The sequence below is a fragment of the Microbacterium ureisolvens genome, assembly GCF_015278315.1.
Taxonomy (GTDB): domain Bacteria; phylum Actinomycetota; class Actinomycetes; order Actinomycetales; family Microbacteriaceae; genus Microbacterium; species Microbacterium ureisolvens.
Genome location: NZ_JADIJE010000010.1, coordinates 168,330 through 185,848 on the forward strand (window position 1 = coordinate 168,330; position 17,519 = coordinate 185,848).

14 protein-coding genes, 1 tRNA gene and 1 other RNA gene are annotated in these 17,519 nt (G+C 70.3%); 9 read left to right on the forward strand and 7 right to left on the reverse strand.

Going from position 1 to position 17,519, the window contains the following annotated elements; genetic code table 11:
* The first annotated feature begins 133 nt into the window (after positions 1–133).
* Positions 134–206 (forward strand) — tRNA-Val (locus IM767_RS15700).
* Between the two features lie 9 nt (positions 207–215).
* Here IM767_RS15700 and IM767_RS15705 read toward each other — a convergent pair.
* Positions 216–1,748, reverse strand: a complete 1,533-nt coding sequence (locus IM767_RS15705; protein WP_109211257.1) for an amino acid permease — start codon at positions 1,746–1,748, stop codon at positions 216–218.
* Between the two features lie 89 nt (positions 1,749–1,837).
* On the opposite strand from IM767_RS15705, the gene IM767_RS15710 reads away from it, so the two are divergent.
* Positions 1,838–2,569: a zinc ribbon domain-containing protein gene (locus tag IM767_RS15710; RefSeq protein WP_109211258.1), complete on the forward strand. Its 732-nt coding sequence runs from the start codon at positions 1,838–1,840 to the stop codon at positions 2,567–2,569.
* Positions 2,570–2,607: 38 nt separating this feature from the next.
* A complete protein-coding gene (locus IM767_RS15715; RefSeq protein WP_109211259.1) occupies positions 2,608–4,338 on the forward strand; it encodes a bifunctional 3'-5' exonuclease/DNA polymerase in 1,731 nt (576 codons plus the stop codon).
* Between the two features lie 33 nt (positions 4,339–4,371).
* On the opposite strand, the gene IM767_RS15720 is transcribed toward IM767_RS15715, so the two are convergent.
* Together IM767_RS15720 and IM767_RS15725 are read right to left on the reverse strand one after the other, a co-directional pair.
* Positions 4,372–6,153 (reverse strand): DUF4012 domain-containing protein, encoded by a 1,782-nt coding sequence (locus IM767_RS15720; protein WP_162564333.1) that lies wholly within the window; start codon positions 6,151–6,153, stop codon positions 4,372–4,374.
* A gap of 1 nt (position 6,154) precedes the next feature.
* A complete protein-coding gene (locus IM767_RS15725) occupies positions 6,155–6,793 on the reverse strand; it encodes an LPXTG cell wall anchor domain-containing protein (protein WP_239453408.1) in 639 nt (212 codons plus the stop codon).
* Positions 6,794–6,930: 137 nt separating this feature from the next.
* Between IM767_RS15725 and rnpB the strand changes: the two genes are divergently transcribed.
* An RNA gene (gene rnpB / locus IM767_RS15730) (RNase P RNA component class A) lies at positions 6,931–7,300 on the forward strand.
* Between the two features lie 86 nt (positions 7,301–7,386).
* On the opposite strand, the gene ppgK is transcribed toward rnpB, so the two are convergent.
* Positions 7,387–8,151 carry a polyphosphate--glucose phosphotransferase gene (gene ppgK / locus IM767_RS15735; protein WP_109211261.1) on the reverse strand — a complete coding sequence of 255 codons (765 nt, stop codon included), beginning with the start codon at positions 8,149–8,151 and terminating at the stop codon, positions 7,387–7,389.
* Between the two features lie 98 nt (positions 8,152–8,249).
* Here ppgK and IM767_RS15740 point away from each other — a divergent pair, with 98 nt between their 5' ends.
* The 3 genes from IM767_RS15740 to IM767_RS15750 are packed head-to-tail and all read left to right on the forward strand — an operon-like array spanning position 8,250 to position 12,891.
* Positions 8,250–8,477: a hypothetical protein gene (locus tag IM767_RS15740; RefSeq protein ID WP_109211262.1), complete on the forward strand. Its 228-nt coding sequence runs from the start codon at positions 8,250–8,252 to the stop codon at positions 8,475–8,477.
* Positions 8,478–8,537: 60 nt separating this feature from the next.
* A complete protein-coding gene (glnA, locus tag IM767_RS15745; protein ID WP_109211263.1) occupies positions 8,538–9,875 on the forward strand; it encodes a type I glutamate--ammonia ligase in 1,338 nt (445 codons plus the stop codon).
* Between the two features lie 13 nt (positions 9,876–9,888).
* On the forward strand, positions 9,889–12,891 hold the full coding sequence (locus IM767_RS15750) for a bifunctional [glutamine synthetase] adenylyltransferase/[glutamine synthetase]-adenylyl-L-tyrosine phosphorylase (protein ID WP_109211264.1): 3,003 nt from the start codon (positions 9,889–9,891) through the stop codon (positions 12,889–12,891).
* Between the two features lie 58 nt (positions 12,892–12,949).
* Here IM767_RS15750 and IM767_RS15755 read toward each other — a convergent pair whose 3' ends face one another.
* Together IM767_RS15755 and glnA (IM767_RS15760) are read right to left on the reverse strand one after the other, a co-directional pair.
* Positions 12,950–13,558: a peptidase M23 gene (locus IM767_RS15755; RefSeq protein ID WP_239453410.1), complete on the reverse strand. Its 609-nt coding sequence runs from the start codon at positions 13,556–13,558 to the stop codon at positions 12,950–12,952.
* 273 nt (positions 13,559–13,831) lie between these two features.
* Positions 13,832–15,256, reverse strand: coding sequence for a type I glutamate--ammonia ligase (gene glnA / locus IM767_RS15760; protein WP_109211266.1), 1,425 nt, complete (start codon positions 15,254–15,256; stop codon positions 13,832–13,834).
* Positions 15,257–15,388: 132 nt separating this feature from the next.
* Between glnA (IM767_RS15760) and IM767_RS15765 the strand changes: the two genes are divergently transcribed.
* Complete coding sequence (locus IM767_RS15765) at positions 15,389–15,781, forward strand: RDD family protein (protein ID WP_239453412.1); 393 nt, start codon at positions 15,389–15,391, stop codon at positions 15,779–15,781.
* A gap of 51 nt (positions 15,782–15,832) precedes the next feature.
* On the opposite strand, the gene IM767_RS15770 is transcribed toward IM767_RS15765, so the two are convergent.
* Positions 15,833–16,543 carry a DUF4191 domain-containing protein gene (locus IM767_RS15770; protein ID WP_109211268.1) on the reverse strand — a complete coding sequence of 237 codons (711 nt, stop codon included), beginning with the start codon at positions 16,541–16,543 and terminating at the stop codon, positions 15,833–15,835.
* Between the two features lie 125 nt (positions 16,544–16,668).
* Between IM767_RS15770 and IM767_RS15775 the strand changes: the two genes are divergently transcribed.
* On the forward strand, positions 16,669–17,519 hold an 851-nt coding region (locus tag IM767_RS15775; protein ID WP_194398902.1), incomplete at its 3' end, for a hypothetical protein.

The following is a 17,519-nucleotide window of genomic DNA, read 5'->3' on the forward strand; positions in this document are numbered from 1 at the left end:
TTCGTCGTCTGGCAGATCGTGCCAGGGAATCGCTACCGGAGCGGCGCGGGCTTTGTCTGCCCTGCACAAACGCACCACCTGCCAGCCTAGCGAGTTCGGGAGGCTGCGGACGCACCTCGTAGACTGGCCGCGAGGGCCTTTAGCTCAGCTGGTAGAGCGCCACGTTTACACCGTGGATGTCGTCGGTTCGATCCCGGCAGGGCCCACCGTGAACCTCAGCGCTCGTCGGAGCGCGGGTCGTCGTCGCTGTCGTCCCGCTGGTGCGAGACGACGTGCGGCAGGGCGAACTCCTGATAGCCGGGCTGGCCGATCTTGGAGTGGCGACGCGAGTATGCGAAGTAGATGACGAAGCCCACCGCCAGCCACACCAGGAAGCGCAGCCACGTCTCCACGGTGAGGTTCAGCATCAGATAGACGCACACGGCCGCCGAGAGCGCCGGGAGCCACGGATTGAGCGGCACCTTGAAGGAGCGCTTCAGATCCGGGCGCTTGCGCCGCAGCACGATCACGCCGATGGAGACCAGCACGAACGCCGACAGCGTGCCGATGTTGACCATCTCCTCCAGGAGGCCGATCGGCGTGAAGCCGGCGACCACCGCGACGATGACCGTGACGACGATCGAGATGACCCACGGCGTGCGGAACCGCGGGTGCACCTTCGCCAGGCCCGCGGGCAGCAGCGCGTCGCGCGACATCGCGAAGATGATGCGCGTGGCTCCGATGAGAAGTGTCAGCACCACCGTCGTGAGGCCCGCCACCGCACCGGCGGAGATCAGGGTGGCCATCCAGGTCGCGCCGTGGAAGGCGAACGCGTTCGCGAGCGCCGCGGCGGGGTCGAGGTCCTGGTAGGGGACCATGCCGGTCACGACGAAGGCGACCGCGCAGTACAGCAGCGTGCAGATCGCCAGCGACGCGATGATGCCGATCGGCATGTCGCGCTGCGGATTGCGCGTCTCCTCGGCGGTCGTGGCGACGACATCGAACCCGATGTACGCGAAGAACACCAGAGCGGCACCGGCGAAGATGCCGCCGACGCCGAACGCGGTCGGCTCGATGCCGGAGAAGAACTGCAGCAGCGGCTGGCTGAGCCCGGTCGCCGCCTCTCGGGGAGCAGGCTCCGGCACGAACGGCGACCAGTTCGCCGGGTTGACGAACAGCAGGCCCGCGACGATGACGAACAGCACGATGAAGAGCTTCACCGCGACCAGGACCAGGTTCACCCGCAGCGACTCCTTGATCCCGAAGGTCATGAGCCCGCCGAGGACGAGCACGAGCAGGATCGCCATCAGGTCGACGGTGCCGCCGTATCCGATCTCGGCGGGGATCGGCATCCCGAGCTGTTCGAAGAGCGTGCCGAGGTATGCGCTCCACCCCTGCGCGACGACGCTCGCCCCCAGAAACATCTCCAGGATGAGATCCCACCCGATGATCCACGCGAACAGCTCGCCGAGGGACGAGTACGAGAACGTGTACGCCGAGCCCGACACCGGGACGGTGGAGGCGAACTCGGCGTAGCACAGTGCCGCAAGGGTGCAGGCGATCGCGGCGACGACGAAGCTCAGCACGATCGCAGGCCCGGCCACCTCGTGCGCGGCGCGTCCGGTGAGGGTGAAGATCCCCGCGCCGATGACGACGCCGATGCCGAAGACGGTGAGGTCGAGGGCGGTCAGCGATTTCTTGAGTCGGAATTCCGGTTCGTCGGTGTCTGCGATCGACTGCTCGACGGACTTCGTACGCATGATGCTCATCGTTCGCGCCTATCGTCATCGGAAGGGCCGGTCGTCGAATGCTAGCCCTCGACGCTCGCCGCGTCGATGCCCCGCGATAGGTTGGACACGTGAACGCCAGCCCCGCAGACCAGCGCCGCCTCGTCGAGGTTGCCCAGCTCGACGCCCGCATCCGCCAGGCCGACAACGCCCGCAAGAACCCCCCGCAGGCGGGCCGCGTGCAGGAGCTTCTCGGACGCCGGCAGGAGCAGTCGCAGGAGCTCAGCACGCGGCTCGGCGCGCGCGACGATCTGCGCACCGAGCTGTCGCGCATCGAGTCGGATGTCGCCGTCGTCGACGCCCGTGCGGCGCGCGACTCCGAGCGCCTCGCGGCCTCCACCAACTCGAAGGAGGCGCAGGGCTTCGAGAGCGAGCTCGCCGCGCTCGCGCGGCGCAAGAGCGACCTCGAGGACGCGGAGCTCGCGGTGATGGAGCGGCTCGAGATCGCCGACGCCGCGGTCGCCGAGCAGGAGGCCGTCATCGCAGCGACGAATGCCGAGGGAGCGGAGCTCAGCGCCGAGGGCAAGCGCGCGGTGGCCGAGGCGACGGCCGCCTTCGACGCAGCCACGCGCGACCGCGCGGCGGTCGCCGGCGAGATCCCCGCCGACCTCCTGGCGCTGTACGACCGACTTTCCGCTCGCAGCGCCGGCGCCGCGCTGCTGCGCGCCCGCACGTGCGAGGGGTGCCACATGGTGCTGGCCGGCACCGACCTGCAGGTGCTGCGGCAGGCCGCCGAGGATGCTGTCGTCACGTGCCCCGAGTGCGGCTGCATCCTGGTGCGCGACGGCGAATCCGGGCTGTGACCCGCCGCGCCCGATGAAGCGAGCCGGGCGGTGCCGCGATGCACGCCGGTGAAGCCCCCGCCTGGATCGTCCTCGGCCGCACGGACGGCTCCGTCACCGCCGTCCGCCTGGACGCCGACGGGGGCGAACAGGGGCGCGACGAGATCCCCGGTTCCGCGCTGACGACCTGGCTCGCCGACGCCGAGGCCCGCTGGGCGCCTCGGTGGGTGTGGCACGACACTCCGCAGTGGTACCCGGCGCTTCTCGCCGAGGCAGTGCGCATCGCCCGGTGCCACGACCTGCGGCTGTGCCACGCGATCCTCCGCGATTCCGCGCTGGTCGCCGATGCCGCATCGGTGAAGCGGTCGCGCGAATGGGATGCCGCGCCGCACGTCGATGCCGTGCAGGACGCCCCCGCGCTGTTCGAGCTGGACGAGCCGCAGCGGCCGGTCGGCCCGCCGTCGGACGCCGTCGCGGCTCTCGCCGAGTTCGCCCGGCAGCGCGCCGCCATCCTCGCCTCCGCCCAGCCGGGCCGGCTGCGGCTGCTGACGGCTGCGGAGTCGGCGGGGGCGCTCGTGGCGAGCGAGCTGCGTGCGGCCGGCCTGCCGTGGGACGCCGACGTGCACGACCGCATCCTGGTCGAGACGCTGGGCGATCGCCCTGCCGGCGGAGGCCAGCCGGCGAAGCTCGCGGCATCGGCGGCCCGGGTGCGCGGCGCCCTCGGCGATCCGGCGGCGAGTCTCGACTCGCAGCCGAAGCTGCTGCGATCGCTGCACCGGGTCGGCGTGCTGGTGGAGTCGACCAGCCGCTGGGAGCTCGCCGAACAGCGGCATCCCGTCATCGAACCGCTGCTGGAGTACAAGAAGCTGGCGCGCCTGCTCTCCGCCAACGGCTGGACGTGGCTCTCGGAGTGGGTCGCGGACGGCCGGTTCCGCCCCGTGTACGTCCCCGGCGGCGTCGTCACCGGCCGGTGGGCGTCCTCCGGCGGCGGCGCTCTGCAGCTGCCGCGACAGCTGCGCGAGGCCGTGCGCGCCGACCCCGGCTGGCGCCTGGTGGTCGCCGACGTGGCGCAGCTCGAGCCCCGCGTGCTCGCGGCGATGTCGGGCGACACCGCGCTGGCTGCCGCTGCACGCGGCCGGGATCTGTACGCCGGCATCGTCGACAGCGGTGCCGTGGCGACCCGCCAGGAGGCGAAGATCGCGCTCCTGGGTGCGATGTACGGGGCAACCACGGGGGAGTCCGGGCGACTGGTCCCGCGCCTGCGCCGCGCCTATCCGCGGGCGATGGGACTGGTCGATGACGCCGCGCGCACGGGCGAGGACGGCGGCGTCGTCTCGACCTGGCTCGGCCGCACGTCGCCGCCGCCGTCGGAGGCCTGGTCGGCGGCGCAGTCGCGCGCCACCGAGGCCGACGCATCCGGAGCCGATGAGACCCGCGCCAAGCGCTGGGCGCGGGACCGCGGCCGGTTCACGCGCAATTTCGTCGTGCAGGGAACGGCCGCCGAGTGGGCGCTCGCATGGCTCGCCGATCTCCGCACGCGGCTGAGCGCGCTCCCTCCCGTCGCCGCCGACCACGGTGCGCCTCGGTCGGGCCCGGCCTTCCAGCGGCAGCCGCATCTGGCGTTCTTCCTCCACGACGAGGTCATCGTGCACACCCCTCAGGAGCACGCGGATGCCGCGGCGCAGGCGGTGACGGATGCCGCTGCCACCGCGGGGCGGCTGCTGTTCGGCGACTTCCCCCTCGACTTCCGACTCGACGTGCGTGTTGCCGAGACCGCGCTGAAGGACTGACGCGGAGCGGAGGTCCAAAGAGCCTCGCGCCGCTCACGGGGTGGGCTCGGCGCTGCACGCCCCGCCCACGGTGATCACAGCCGGATTCATGAGCGGCGTATGGAGCACAGTGATCGACTCCGCGTCGTCACCGTCGACAAGGAAGTGGAATTTCAGCTCGTTGACTTCACCGGGCGACAGGTTGACTCTCGCAGTGCTGGCGGCACGCCCTGCGTCGATCGCCGTCGTCGCAGGGTACGGTTCCCCCTTGACCTGCACGGCGCCGACGAACGACCCGACCGGTGCAGCGACGGTGACGTTGGTTCCGATGTCGCCCACGCCGACGCCGAACAGACCGCCGCCGGTGACGCTGACCGGGAGTGAGCCCACATCGAGGGGCGCGTGACTTCCCATCGTCACGGTCACCGCGATATCGGTCAGCCCGTCGCTTCGGCACTCCACCCGTTGCGCATCGATGGCGACATCCAGGAAGCCGGCCAGCTTGCCCCCGGTCGCGTCATTGAAGTACACGGCGAACGCCCCCCGCCCGGCTGTGTCCTGCCGAGCCATCGGACCGCCGATCGGTGATGCCTCCAGCACCTCCTGCTCGTCGGTATGCCGGCTCCACACGGATATCCTTCCGTCGACCGCCGTCTGCTCGACTGCCCGCACCAGGGCGACGGCGTCGATGGATCCCTCCGCCACACGGCTGAAGACCGCCTCGACGGCGGAGGAGAAGAGCTCGGTCTGCTCATCGGAAGACATCGAGACATACGGCTGCACGAGCAGAGCATCCAGCACGTTGGCGGCGTCGAGGGATTCGCCGGACTCGAGAACGACCGGCCCTGTCACCGTCAGGAGAGCCTGGAGCACGTAAGGATCCACGGCGATGACCATGTCGGGCCGCCGGCCGGTCAGCCCTGTCCACCACGACGAGGCGAGTTCGCCGCTGAGTGCGAAATCCGGGGTCATGGACGCGTTCTGGACGTACCGCGCGACGCCGTCGCCGAACAGCGCGGTCGTCGCCGTCGGTACATCGACCAGCGGGGTGTCACGTCGAGCGAAGGCCGACGAATCGGACTGCCCTGTGAGCGACAGACGCCCGGCCTCCGCCCGCAGCTCCACGAAAGTACCCGAGATACCGCCCCCGGTACGAAGTTCCGCGGGGTTCTGCACCATCAGCAGAATCGTCCGTTCGCCGTTGCCGCCGAGGGCAGACGGCAACACGCGTGCGGCGCCCGCGGCCGTCTCGGAGAGAGGCAGCAAGGTGTCGAGGACGTCGCGCATCCGACCAACGCCCTTCTCGACCGGGGACAGCAGCGAGTCCGTGGCCAGCCCGTGCACCGCTCTGTGGGCGGCGGCGAGCGACCGGGCCGACTCTTCGATCATCGGGGCATCAGCCGCAAGCGCGGCGGTGTCCAGGAGCGTGCCCGGCTCGCGGTGCCCCATGCTCTCCGCGAAACCGACGAGTCCCGGCGCCGCCGCAGCGACACGCTCAAGCTCATCGGCCACAACGCGTGCGGCGACGAGGTTCTCGCCCACCCCGGGAAGTGCTTCCGCCGCACGCCACACCGGGTCAGCCGTCGCGCTGGATGCCCGGGCGGCGCCCTCAGCCAACGCCTCGGCGACGGGGGCGAACGCCGCGCCGTCGCCATTCTCCAGCGCTGTGCGAGCTTGACCGGCCAGTGGCACAAGTGCATCGAGTTCAGAGGCGACCGTCCACACGCGCCAGCCGAGCCAGCCGGTGCAGACGACGACGAGCAACCCGATCGCTGCCGAGCCGACGAGGATCCAGCGGCGCACCCTCCGCGGTGAGCCGCTCGTCTTCGAGGTCAAGTCAGTGCCGTGCAGAACGCCGTCGGATGATCAGGAATCCGGCACCAGCCGCGAGTGCGGCGACGCCGACGACAGCGATCGGAGCGATCGCCGCCGCCATGCCCGTGGCCGGCAGCGAGGCGGGCGCACTCCCTGGCGGGTTAGCCGAGCACTGCGGCGTCGCAGGCGGATACGACAACGGCACCACGAGCGACGGGTTGACTTCGATCGTCGCCGTGATGTCGCCGCGCGTCCAACGGAAGTTGCCTGGAACCTCGACCCACTCGCCATTCTCGAACGCCCAGCCGGGCCAGCCTGTGGCCTCGCCGGACGCGTCGACCGACGCGCCGGGCCACAGCACACGACCCGACAGGCTGCCGTCCACGAGCGTGCCGAGCGTCAGCGTCGTCGAATTCGTCCCGTCGGTGAGCACAAGCGTCGCAACATCGCTTGTCGACTGACCATCCGGATCGATCAGAGTGATGTCGAACTCGATCCACGGCGAGTCGTTTTCGCACTCGCCGACTGCGGTGGACCCGGCCAGTGACGGGGTCGCGGGATTAGTCGGCGTGTAATCATCGGCCTCGGCATGCGCGGCGGACGAACCTCCGAGCGCGACAAGCGCGCCGATCGCTAATGCGGTAAAAATCGATCGCTTCACAATTGCCTCCCCAACAGGCGTGCACGACCTCGACTCCCCAGTGAGGTCATCAAGCCGAGGTTACTCCATCCGCGGAGTTCGCGACACCAGCTGATCGTCGTCCGTGCCGGTTGACGGCCTAAGATCGTGTACGCGAATGGGTCGGCTGGACGGTCGCGTCGCGGGCGGTTCGCTGCCGCGCGCCGAGGAACGTCCGGGCTCCGCAGGGCAGGGCGGTGGGTAACACCCACCCGGAGCGATCCGCGAGACAGTGCCACAGAGAGCAGACCGCCTCGGCCTCGGCCGGGGTAAGGGTGAAAGGGTGGTGTAAGAGACCACCGGGGTCGTGGTGACACGACCCGCACGGCAAACCTCGCCCGGAGCAAGGCCAGACAGGGGATGATGACGCGGCCCGCCGAGTCCCCGGGTAGGCCGCTGGAGCGGCACGGCAACGTGTCGCCGAGAGAGATGACCGTCCACGGGGCTCACGCCCCCGGACAGAACCCGGCGTACAGGCCGGCCCATTCGCACTCTCGACTCTCACGGCCCGCCGTGACGCCGGCCGTGCCGGCCTTGCCGGCCGCGCGCCGACCGGCAGGCAGCGGTCGTCAGCCTCAGCCGCGCGCGAGCGCCGCCGCGCCGATGATCCCCGCGTTGTTGCGGTGGACCGCCGGCACGATCGGGGTCTTCAGGTCGAGCAGGTGCAGGAACTTGTCGGAGTGCTTCGACACGCCGCCACCGACGACGAAGAGGTCGGGGCTGAAGAGGAACTCGATGTGGCTGTAGTACCACTGCAGCCGCTCGGCCCACTGCTCCCACGTCAGGCTGTGCCGCTCCATCGCCGAGTACGCGGCGTACGCCTCGGCGTCCTTGCCGTGCTTCGCGCGCTGCACGTGTCCGAGTTCCGAGTTCGGCACGAGCACGCCGTCGTACAGCAGTGCGGAGCCGATCCCCGTGCCCAGGGTGGTGAGGATCGTCAGCCCGTCCTGGTCCTTCGCGGCGCCGTACCGCACCTCGGCGACACCGGCGACATCCGCGTCGTTGGCGAAGTGGATGTCGCGGCCGAGGCCTTCCTCGAAGAACTTCTCGGCCTCGAAGTCGATCCAGTCGTGCGAGACGTTCGCCGCCGAGAGCGTCCGGCCGTGCTTGACGATGGCGGGGAAGGCGACGCCCAGCGCGACCGAGGAGTCGTCGGCGACGCCGAGCCTCGAGAGCACCTCCGTCACCGCGGCCAGCACGTCCGGGGGATGCGCCCCTTCGGGCGTCGCGACCTTGATCCGGTCGCTGACCAGTTCGCCCCGGTCGAGGTCCACGATGCCGGCCTTGATGCCGGTGCCGCCGATGTCCACGCCGACGGCGCGTGCCGCGTCAGATGCCATGCCGAACAGCCTACCGACGACGACGAAGGCCGATGCGGAGCGCCGCGTCAGTAGGATCGTGCTGACGGCGACCAGCGACGCGATCCGAGGAGCGGGCGATGAGCAGCGGCAGCGACAAGTACTGGTACAACCTCAAGACCGGCGAGGTCGAGAAGGGCTTCGAGTCACCGGCGCCCGATCGAGCCGGCCCGTTCGACACTCCCGAGGAGGCCGCGAAGGCCCCCGAGGTCATCCGCGAGCGGTCGCGCGCGTGGGCCGCTGAGGAGGCCCGCGAGGACGACTGGGGGTCCGACACGGTGTCCGGAGCGCCTCGCGACGACCAGTAGTCTGGCTTCGACCCCGGTCGTACAGACACCTCGGGCGTAGGCGGCACCGGAGAGGACGCGATGGACAAGCAGCGTGACTTCGTTCTGAGGACCATCGAAGAACGAGGCGTGAAGTTCGTACGGCTGTGGTTCACAGACGTGATCGGCACGCTGAAGTCCGTGGCCATCGCACCCGCCGAGGTCGAAGGCGCGTTCAGCGAGGGGCTCGGCTTCGACGGGTCCGCCATCGAGGGCCTCACCCGCTCGTACGAGTCGGACCTCCTGGCGCACCCCGACCCCACCACGTTCCAGATCCTCCCGTGGCGCGGCGAGATCGACCCGACCGCGCGCATGTTCTGCGACATCACGACACCGGACGGCCAGCCCGCCGTCGCCGACCCGAGGCACGTGCTGAAGCGGACGCTGGCGAAGGCCGCCGACGCCGGCTTCACGTTCTACACGCACCCCGAGATCGAGTTCTACCTGCTGAAGTCGTCGTCGTTCGGCACCGAGGGGCCCGAGCCCGTCGACTCGGCGGGGTACTTCGACAACGTCCCCGGCGGCACAGCTCACGACTTCCGCCGGCGCTCCGTCCGCATGCTCGAAGACCTCGGCATCTCGGTGGAGTTCAGCCACCACGAGGGCGGACCCGGACAGAACGAGATCGACCTGCGCTACGCGGACGCCCTCACCACGGCGGACAACATCATGACGTTCCGCACGGTGATCAAGGAGGTCGCGATCGAGCAGGGCGTCTACGCGACGTTCATGCCGAAGCCGATGACCGGCAAGCCCGGCAGCGGCATGCACACGCACATGTCGCTGTTCGAGGGCGACGTGAACGCGTTCTACGAAGAGGGTGCGCAGTACCAGCTCTCCAAGGTCGGCCGGCAGTTCATCGCCGGCCTCCTGCGTCACGCCAACGAGATCTCGGCGGTCACCAACCAGTTCGTGAACTCCTACAAGCGGCTGTGGGGCGGCGACGAGGCGCCGAGCTTCATCTGCTGGGGCCACAACAACCGCTCGGCGCTCGTGCGCGTCCCGCTCTACAAGCCGAACAAGGGCCAGTCGTCGCGCGTCGAGTACCGCGCGCTGGACTCCGCCGCCAACCCCTACCTCTCCTACGCGCTCATGCTCGCCGCGGGTCTCAAGGGCATCGAGAACGAGTACGAGCTGCCTCCCGAGGCCGAGGACAACGTCTGGTCGCTGACGGATGCCGAGCGCCGGGCGCTCGGCTACGCACCGCTGCCCGCGAGCCTCGACCACGCGCTGGAGTACATGGAGGAGTCCGAGCTCGTCGCCGAGACGCTGGGCGAGCAGGTCTTCAACTACGTGCTTCTCAACAAGCGTCGCGAGTGGCAGGAGTACCGCTCGCAGGTCACGCCGTTCGAGCTCAAGAGCAACCTCGAGATGCTCTGAGACCGGCTGAGGCATGTCTGCGAGCGAACGGCCGGGTTCTCTCACCCCCCTCGCACGCCTGGGCTTCAGCCGCCTCTCCGATGCCGAGACGCTTCTGGACGAGCTGTCGACGCTCGTCGAGGCGCCGCGGGAGACCCTGCTCGACGCGGCGCTGGTCGCCGCGGATCCCGATGAGGCGCTGCTCGCGCTGACGCGGCTGGGTCGCCGTGACGCGGCTCCGCTGCGCCGTGCCCTGTCGCGGCCCTCGGCCTGGCGCGCGCTCTGGGCGCTGCTGGGCGCCTCGACGGGCTTCGGTGAGTTCTTCTTCCGGCATCCGTCCGAAGTCGACGAGCTCGCCGACGCGGGGGCACGCCTGCCGACCGCGGCCGAGCTGCGCGCAGAGCTCCTCGAGTCCGTCGACGCCGCCGACGGGTTCGCCGCAGAGGGCGGTGAGAGCGCCTGGGTGGCACTGCGGGTGCGCTACCGGCGCATGCTCGCGCGCATCGCCGCGTACGACCTTCTGAGCCCCGCTCCCGTGGACGAGATCGCATCCGTGTCGGCCGCGCTGGCGGATGCCGCGGGCGCTGCGCTGGAGGCATCGCTCGCGGTCGCCCGCACCCGCGTGTCCGGCGGCGCGGTCGGCGCCGGCCTCTTCCCCCGCGACCAGGTCGCGCGCACCGAGCTCGCGATCATCGGCATGGGCAAGACCGGCGCTCGCGAGCTCAACTACGTCAGCGACGTCGATGTCATCTTCGTCGGCGGGGGAGAGGACTCCGCGATCGAGGAGCTCGGCGAGAGCCGGATCGTCGACATCGCGACGCGCCTCGCGGTCCAGACCATGCGCGGCATCTCGGGCGTCGAGATCGAGCCTCCGCTGTGGGAGGTCGACGCCAACCTGCGCCCGGAGGGCAAGCAGGGCGCCCTCGTGCGCACCCTCGACTCGCACCTGGCCTACTACGACCGCTGGGCGAAGAGCTGGGAGTTCCAGGCCCTCCTCAAGGCGCGGCCGATCGCCGGCGACGAGGGCCTCGCGCAGGCGTACATCGATGCGGTCCAGCCGAAGGTGTGGACCAGCGCCGCCCGCGAGAACTTCGTCGACAGCGTGCAGCGCATGCGCGAGCGCGTCACCGAGCACATCCCGGCCGCCGACGTGCCCTACCAGCTCAAGCTCGGGCCCGGCGGCATCCGCGACATCGAGTTCACGGTCCAGCTCCTCCAGCTCGTCCACGGCCTCTCCGACGACCGCATCCGCCAGCGCGGCACGCTCGCCGCGCTCGAGGCGCTGGTCGCCGAGGGCTACATCGGCCGGGCCGAGGCATCCGCCTTCTCGCGCGACTATCGCGTGCTGCGCCTGCTCGAGCACCGCGTCCAGCTGCGTCAGCTGCGTCGCACCCACCTGATGCCCTCCCGCCCCGAAGACCTGCGGGTACTCGCCCGGGCGACGGGGCTGGCCGACACGGGCCAGGGCGTGTGGGACCTGTGGGAGTCGGTCAAGCGCGAGGTCCGCGACATCCACGTGCGGCTCTTCTACCGCCCGCTGCTGTCCGCCGTCGCCGCGCTTCCCGCCGATGAGCGGCTGCTGTCGACGGAGCAGGCGCATGATCGCCTCGCGGCCATCGGGTTCGCCGATCCCGCCGGCGCGCTGCGGCACATCGCCGCCCTGACGACCGGTCTCAGCCGCAAGGCGACGATCCAGCGTCACCTGATGCCCGTCATGATCCGGTGGTTCGCCGACGGCGTCGACCCGGACTACGGGCTGCTGGCGTTCCGCCGCTTGAGCGAGAGACTCGGCGACACACACTGGTTCCTGCGGATGCTGCGGGACTCCTCGGGCGCCGCGGAGAGCCTCTCGCGCGTGCTCTCGGGGTCGCGCTACGTCGGCGAGCTCATCGAGTGGATCCCGGAGTCGGCGGCCTGGCTCGACGATCCGGAGCTGCTGCGACCGCGCTCGGGCGCCGCGCTGCAGCAGGAGGCGCGGGCGATCCAGACCCGCCACCGGACGATCACCGACGCGATGCGATCGGTGCGGGCCCTCCGGCGCCGGGAGCAGCTGCGGATCGCGATGGCCGCCATCCTCGGCACCGTGACGATCGAAGAGGTGGCCGAGGCGCTGACCACGATCACCGAGGTGACGATCCAGGCGACGCTGCGCGCGGTGCGGCGTGAGATCGTGCCGTCGGAGGACGCGGCGCTGGACTTCTCGGTCATCGCGATGGGGCGGTTCGGCGGCGCCGAGCTCGGGTTCGGCTCGGACGCCGACGTCATGTACGTCTACCGGGCGAACGGCGTCGACCCGCAGCGGGCGCACGAGCTCGCGCTGAAGCTGGTGGGCGCGCTGCGCACGCACTCCGAGGACCACCGCGTGCCGCTCGAGCTGGATGCCGACCTGCGCCCGGAAGGTCGCAACGGCCCCCTCGCGCGCTCGCTGGACGCCTACGCCGAGTACTACCGCCGATGGGCGCTCTCATGGGAGGCGCAGGCGCTGCTGCGCGCGCGCGGCGTGGCCGGCAGCGTCAAGCTGATCGGCGACTTCATGCAGCTCGCCGACCAGGTGCGGTATCCCGCGAGCGTCGACGTGGCAGCCACGCGCGAGATCAAGCGGATCAAGGCGCGCGTCGAGAGCGAGCGCCTGCCGCAGGGCGTCGACCCGTCTCGCCATCTCAAGCTCGGTCCCGGATCGCTCAGCGATGTCGAATGGCTCGTGCAGCTGCTCCAGCTGCAGCACGCGCACGCGGTGGCGGCCATGCGCACCACGTCGACGCTCGACGCGCTGCGCGCAGCCGTGGACGCGGGGCTCCTGCCGGCGAGCTCCGCCGACAGGCTGGCCGAGGCGTGGCGGCTCGCGAGCCGGCTGCGGTCGGCGAACACGCTGCTGTCGGGCCAGACGAGCGATGTCCTCCCGGTCGACCGCAAGAAGCTCGACGGCATCGGGCGGCTCCTGGAGTACCCCCCGCGATCGGCGACGCAGGTCGAAGAGGACTACCTCGGAGCGACCCGCCGCGCCCGCCGGGTGTTCGAGAAGCTCTTCTACGGATAGACGGATGCCGGCGGCATCCGTCTATCCGCATCTCGATGCACGCCCGCAGGCACGGCGATCAGGCGGCGGGGCAGAGGGGGATGCCGTCGGTGCGGTCGCCCTCCAGGGGCACTCCGGAGACCGCTGCCACCACGCGCACCGCGCGATCCCAGTACCGGGCGTAGTGGTAAGGGTCGGCGTTGACCTGGGTGCGGTGGGCGACGAGCGTCGGCTCCACCGCGGCACGGTCGGGCACCCGCTCGGCCATCGCCCGATAGAACACACTCGCGGCCGTGTAGGGGTCCAGTCGCGCCTCGCGCGGGCCCCAGGAGTCCTGCTGCTGGAAGAGGCCGATCGACGTCGTTCGCGAGCCGTCCGGGTTGGTCACCCCGCTGGTCTCCCAGTCGCCGTAGTCGATGTTGCGCAGCGACGACTCGCCCATCGCCGTCATGACCGCGATCGTCTGGTCGCGCTCGTCGAACCCGAGGTCGCGCCCGGCGGCGAGGATCGTGCAGGCGTGGGCGAGCTGCTCGACGCCATAGCCCGAGATGCGGGGCTCGATCATCGGAGGCGGCTGCGACCGCGGAGCCGTGTCTGCGAAGGGGAGGTCGTTCGCGAACGCTCCACGGAGGGCGCCGGCCAGAAGCGCGCCGCCCAGCAGGAGGGCTGCCACGAGTGCGACCGGCACCGCGACGGCGGCGATGATCAGTCCGCGGCGGGGCTGCCGACGTGCGCGGCGGGGCTGCGGCTTGCGCCGTCGTGAGGCGGCACCCCGAGACCGGCGCGCGCGACCCGCTCGGCTCCTCGCGGGGGTTCGGGCGGGCATCCCGGCTCGCTTTCGATCGGTGAGGCGCTGGCGCGCCCGTACAGCATAGGCGCCATCACTGGGGGCGCACCCAGAGTCGCGGCATCCGTCAACGCAAAGAGCCCCGGTCTCCCGGGGCTCTCCGCGTGCTGGAACTCAGACGCCGAAGTACAGCTCGTACTCGAACGGGTGAGGACGCGCGTTCAGCGGCTGGATCTCGTTCTCGATCTTGTACTCGATCCACGTCTCGATGAGCTCGGGCGTGAAGACGCCGCCCTTGAGCAGGAACTCGTGGTCGGCGCGCAGCGCCTCGAGCGAGTCGAGCAGCGAGTTCGGAACCTGCGGGATGTTCTTCGCCTCCTCGGGGGGAAGCTCGTACAGGTCCTTGTCGACCGGCTCGTGCGGCTCGATGCGGTTCTGGATGCCGTCGAGGCCGGCCATGAGCTGGGCGGCGAAGGCGAGGTACGGGTTGCCCGAGGCGTCGGGCGCGCGGAACTCGATGCGCTTGGCCTTCGGGTTGGAGCCCGTAATCGGGATGCGGATGGCCGCCGAGCGGTTGCCGGCCGAGTACACCAGGTTGACCGGGGCCTCGTAGCCCTTGACGAGACGCTTGTAGGAGTTCAGCGTCGGGTTGGTGAACGCGAGCAGCGCCGGCGCGTGAGCCAGGATGCCGCCGATGTACCAGCGAGCGGTGTCGGACAGCTGCGCGTAGCCCTTCTCGTCGTAGAAGAGCGGCTTGCCCTCGAGCCACAGCGACTGGTGCGTGTGCATGCCCGAGCCGTTGTCGCCGAAGAGGGGCTTGGGCATGAAGGTCGCGACCTTGCCCCACTCGTTCGCCACGTTCTTGACGATGTACTTGAACTTCAGGATGTCGTCGGCCGCGTGCACCATCGTGTCGAAGCGGTAGTTGATCTCCTGCTGGCCACCGGTGCCCACCTCGTGGTGCGCACGCTCGAGGTGCAGACCCGACTCGATGAGGCGGAGGCTGATGTCGTCGCGCAGGTCGGCGGTCTTGTCGACCGGCGACACGGGGAAGTAGCCGCCCTTGTACGGAGTCTTGTTGGCGAGGTTGCCGCCCTCTTCGGCGCGGCCGGTGTTCCAGGCGCCCTCCTCGGAGTCCACGGAGTAGAAGCTCGAGTTCTGCTTCACCTCGTAGCGGACGTCGTCGAAGATGTAGAACTCGGCCTCCGGCGCGAAGAACGCGGTGTCGGCGATGCCGGTCGAGGCGAGATACTTCTCGGCCTTCTTGGCCACCTGACGCGGGTCCTTCGCGTAGATCTCGCCGTTGCGCGGGTTGTAGATGTCGAAGACCATGACGAGGGTCTTCGCCTCACGGAACGGGTCGAGGTACGCCGTCGACACGTCGGGGATCAGCTGCATGTCCGATTCGTGGATGTTCGCGAAACCCCGGATCGAGGAGCCGTCGAACAGCTGGCCGACCGTGAAGAACTCTTCGTCGACGGTGGAGGCCGGGATGTTGAAGTGCTGCTGCACGCCAGGAAGGTCCGTGAAACGGATGTCGAGGAACTTGACGTCCTCGTCCTTGATGAACTTCAGCACCTCGGATGAATCTTTGAACATGAAGACTCCAGAGGTAGGGCATTCGGATCCGCCCGTGCGGGTCGGGCTCTTTGGCAAGCTACCCGCAGGGGATTGCCCGGCGGTATCTCTTGTGTTTCGGGGATGTTACGGCGACCTGGATACGCTGGAGGGGTGACGCAGAGCACGCAGGACTACCCCGGAGAGCGCCTCGGACGCCCCCGGGAGGGCGCAGGATCGATCGGTCGGCTGGGCCGGCGCGTGGGGGCGCTGTTCATCGACTACGGGGCCGCGTACCTCATCTCGGGCTTCTTCGGCTGGGACCCGCTCGCGATCCTCGCCATCTTCGCCGCGATCCAGCTGGTGTTCCTGCCCACGCTCCAGGGGAGCCCGGGCCACCGCCTGTTCGGCCTGCGACTCGTTCGCCTCGACGGCGCATGGGTCGGCCTCTGGCGCCCGATCGTGCGCACGGCGCTGCTCATCGTCGTGATCCCGGCCGTCATCTGGGACGCCGACCAGCGCGGACTCCACGACAAGGCCGCGGGCACGGTCCTCATCCGCTCCTGACACGCGTTCGGGCCGCCCACGAGGGACGGCCCGGACTGCGAGGCGCTGCGGTCAGCGAGGGCGCGGCGCGCGCACCTTCGTGGGGTCGATGCCCTTCGGAATGGGGAGCGACGTCAGGGACTGCGAGACCGACTCGATGCGCTTGATGACGGCCGCCATGGTGGCGCGGTCGATCTTCTTCGGCAGGGCCTTGATGGTCGGTGCGAGCTTGGCGATCGGCACCTCGCCCTCGCCGTGGCCCACATAGATCACGGTGACCGGCACGCCCGATGCGACGCGCTGCGCCTTCGAGCGCTCGTCGTTCACCAGGCGGGTCAGACGTCCGCGGGCGCCCTCGCCCACGATCACGATGCCGCCGCGGCCGATGGCGCGGTAGACGGCCTCCTGGGTCTTCGGGTTGATGCCGACGGGCATCTCGCTCGCCTGCCACTTGCGGCCGAGCGACGTCGACAGCACGTGGCCGGTGGCACCCGGCATCCCGTCGATCTTCTTGTACATGGCGCGGGTCGACAGTCGCGTCATCGTCATCATCGAGGCGAGCACACCGAGCATCAGACCGGTCACGCCCCAGAGGATGATGCTCCACACGGCGACCGGCGGGATGGCGAAGCCCACGCCGACACCGGCAGCGATGCCGAGGAGGAGGATGCCGACCAGCAGGAACGGCAGCCAGCGGAACTCCTTCTGCGTGAAGGTATACAGAGTGCGGATCTGGGAGAAGAATCCCGGGCCCTTCTCGGGGGCGGAACTGCGCGCGGCCATGCCCTCCAGACTACCTTTCCGCCGGGTGCTCCTCGGATCCTCCACAGACCCCGGGGGAGCCGCGGGATCCACAGAGCGTCCCGGCGTGGCCCCGGAGGCGACGCGCCGCCGCGCACACTGGCGTCATGACGACGGACGACACCGCGCTGGGCCGGCCGTACCGCGAGATCCGCGGCGTCCGTGCACGCGACGACGGCCCGTGGCCAGGCATCCTGGTGCGTACGTCGGGCGGCGCGACCCGCGTGCTCGTGGACACGGCGACCGTCGGTCCCGATTGGGCGGGGTGGGATGCCGCGCCCGACGGTCACCTGCTGGCACCACTCGATATCGCCCGCCATTCCGGCGGGCACCACATCGTGCTCCCGGTGTGCACCGAACGGGTGGAGGACTTCGTCCGCCGACGCGCCGGACGGACGCCCCTCGCCCTGGGCGAGGCGGTGACGCTCGCAGTGAGCGTGCTGCGCGGCTGCGGCCAGCTGGCGGGCGCACCCGAGACACGGGGGGAGTGGTGGCTCGACGATTGCGGAAGACCGGTGCTGGCGACGGATGCCTCGTCCCGGCGCGCACGGGACGAGGCGGCGGCCATCCTGGAACGGGTGGAGGTCGACGTGCGCGCACAGCGTACGTGGAGCACCGCGCTGCGGGCACTGACGGCGGACCGACTCTCCGTGCACGAACTCGCGGCGGCTGAGGAGGCGCTCTTCGCCGTCGCCGCGCCGGAACCGCTCAGCACCGTCATCCTGAGCCCGCGCAGCGCGTCGGAGAGCGCGATGCGCACCGAGGCCGCCGTCCGTGAGGGCTCGAGGCTTTCCGGTGAGCCGACGCCCACGTCGTCGATGTGGCGGACGCTCATCGCGGGGGTCGATGACGATCTGGCCGACACGGTCTCGCGCGCCACGACGGCGGTGTGGAGGCGGGTGCGCCGCCGCGAGGCGCCGGCCGGGGCGCCGCGGAACCGGCGGGCGCCATGGCTGGT

Excerpts from the sequence above, each read along its gene's own strand:
- IM767_RS15705 (WP_109211257.1), bottom strand. The coding sequence starts at position 1,748 with ATGAGCATCATGCGTACGAAGTCCGTCGAGCAGTCGATCGCAGACACC.
- IM767_RS15715 (WP_109211259.1), top strand. The coding sequence starts at position 2,608 with ATGCACGCCGGTGAAGCCCCCGCCTGGATCGTCCTCGGCCGCACGGAC.
- ppgK (WP_109211261.1), bottom strand. The coding sequence starts at position 8,151 with ATGGCATCTGACGCGGCACGCGCCGTCGGCGTGGACATCGGCGGCACC.
- IM767_RS15740 (WP_109211262.1), top strand. The coding sequence starts at position 8,250 with ATGAGCAGCGGCAGCGACAAGTACTGGTACAACCTCAAGACCGGCGAG.
- glnA (WP_109211263.1), top strand. The coding sequence starts at position 8,538 with ATGGACAAGCAGCGTGACTTCGTTCTGAGGACCATCGAAGAACGAGGC.
- IM767_RS15750 (WP_109211264.1), top strand. The coding sequence starts at position 9,889 with ATGTCTGCGAGCGAACGGCCGGGTTCTCTCACCCCCCTCGCACGCCTG.
- glnA (WP_109211266.1), bottom strand. The coding sequence starts at position 15,256 with ATGTTCAAAGATTCATCCGAGGTGCTGAAGTTCATCAAGGACGAGGAC.
- IM767_RS15770 (WP_109211268.1), bottom strand. The coding sequence starts at position 16,543 with ATGGCCGCGCGCAGTTCCGCCCCCGAGAAGGGCCCGGGATTCTTCTCC.